The following is a 1809-nucleotide window of genomic DNA, read 5'->3' as shown; positions in this document are numbered from 1 at the left end:
GCGAACTCGACGGCGATTTCGTCGTGGGACATGCCGGCCGCGCGCATCCGCGCCCGCAGCTCGTCCTGTTCCGCCCGCCGGCTGGACCTACTCACTCCAACGCCCCGCTATCTTCTCCACCAGTGTGTCGGCGGCTTTGAACGTACGAAAAGGATTCGTGCACGCCGCGGCGAATCGCCGTCACAGCCTACCTCCTTTCGCGGCGTTGAACGAATACCCGGTTCTATTTTATCGTGCGCCATGCGCTGACGCGATTTCCTGAATGCGCCTGGCGAGCTCGATGTCGTGTTCGGCGACGTAGCCGCCGATGTCGCTGGAGCTGATCGACACATGCACGGTCTTGTATCCGAGTGTCGCGTCGGAGTGGTGGCCGAACTCGTCCTGGATCGCGGCGATGTGCACGATGAACGCGGCGCCCTGGATGTGGGGTATCGAGTAGAGCCGTTCGATCCGCCGGCCGTCGGTCGTCCATCCGTCCAGGGTCTTGAGGTGTTCGTCGATCATGTCTCGGGTCAGCGCCTCAGCCATGCTCTCTCCCGGTCTCGTCGGTGGTGAAGGGTGTGAGCACGTCGGCGAGCTCCTGGCCGAGGGGGTGCGCGCGCCACGGAGCCATCGCCGCCGCGACCGCGGCCAGTTCTCGCCGGGCCCGCGCGGAGCCGGTCTCCACCGCGAGCGCGCTGGCCTGGCGCGTGAGGTCTACCGCCCGCTCTGGTTCTCCCTGCCGCGCGGCGGCGACCGCGTGGCGCGCTGACCAGACCCCGACGTCCCGGCGGGCAGAGGCCGGGGCAGCGGGGATGATCTGCTGCCAGAGGCGGTCAGCGTCGTCGGCGAGACCCAGCCGTCCATAGCAGGTTGCACGCTGCACTTCGACGTAGCCGTCGGTGCGGCGGCAGGCCGTGCCGTATTCCTCGACCTCGACGTGCTCCACGAGCCGGCCGGCCTGATCGAGGAGGAGATCAACCTGGCGACGGTCACCGCGCAGCGACGCGCCGTGTGCCTGCTGCTGCAAGGCGAACACCTGGACTTCGGGTGCCAGCTGCCGGGCGTCACCCAGCGCGGCCTGGCACAGGTCGATCACGGCCGCCGCGTTTCCCAGGTCGGTGAAGGCCATCGCCCGATCGACCAGCGCGCAGGCGACGGCGTCGCGTTCCCCGCAGCGGTGGGCCAGTTCCAAGGCCGCGTCGTGGCAGCGCATCGCGGCGACCGCGTCTCCCGCGTCGAGCCACAGCCAGGCCGCGAACGCGGCGAACGAGGAGCCGACCTTCGCCAGGCCCCGGCGGGTCGACCCGTCCGCGGCATCCAGCAGTTGCGTGATGACCTCGTATTGGGAGGCGACCGTGCCGATCAGGGCGCCGGCGCCGAGCAGCATGTCCGCGTGGTAGTGGCCCTGGAGCTGGCCGTCGAAGTAGGAGATGAGCGCCGGGTCGACGTGGCGGGCGCGGCCGGCGCCGGCCAGACCCGCCACTACTGCTGATCCCGCGAGAAGAGTGAACCCGCGGCGGCCGAGAGCGTCCACCCACTCCATGCTTCCAGCAGGCCCGTCGAGACGCAGCCCCCTGGCCGCACCATGACCGCGTCCCGACTGGACGCACGGGGCCGTGGGGCTGAAACACGGGGCCGCGGGCAGTGCAAGGTTCACCGGTGATCCCGTCGGCGGCGTTGGCCGAGCGTCCTGGCGTGTGGTGGTGATGACCAGCATGTCTGCTGGGGGCATGTGTTCGCGGTCGTCGAGGTCGATGAGGTTGTGGATGTTGGTGCCGTAGACCTCGGCGAGCAGCGCGAGGAGCTGGGGGGTGGGCCGGCGGCGGT

The 1809-nt window shown here is 69.8% G+C and carries 2 protein-coding genes; both read right to left on the bottom strand.

Annotation, left to right across the window (positions count from 1 at the left end; translation table 11 throughout):
• Positions 1–228 precede the first annotated feature (228 nt).
• On the bottom strand, positions 229–528 hold the full coding sequence (locus ALLO2_RS22985; protein ID WP_011436264.1) for a 4a-hydroxytetrahydrobiopterin dehydratase: 300 nt from the start codon (positions 526–528) through the stop codon (positions 229–231).
• Positions 521–1809 (bottom strand): hypothetical protein (locus ALLO2_RS26800; protein ID WP_023842296.1); only part of this gene is annotated, 1289 nt, incomplete at its 5' end. The genes ALLO2_RS26800 and ALLO2_RS22985, both read right to left, overlap by 8 nt.

This window comes from Frankia sp. Allo2 (assembly GCF_000733325.1).
GTDB classification, from domain to species: domain Bacteria; phylum Actinomycetota; class Actinomycetes; order Frankiales; family Frankiaceae; genus Frankia; species Frankia casuarinae.
This window is presented reverse-complemented; position numbering and strand designations above follow the sequence as displayed.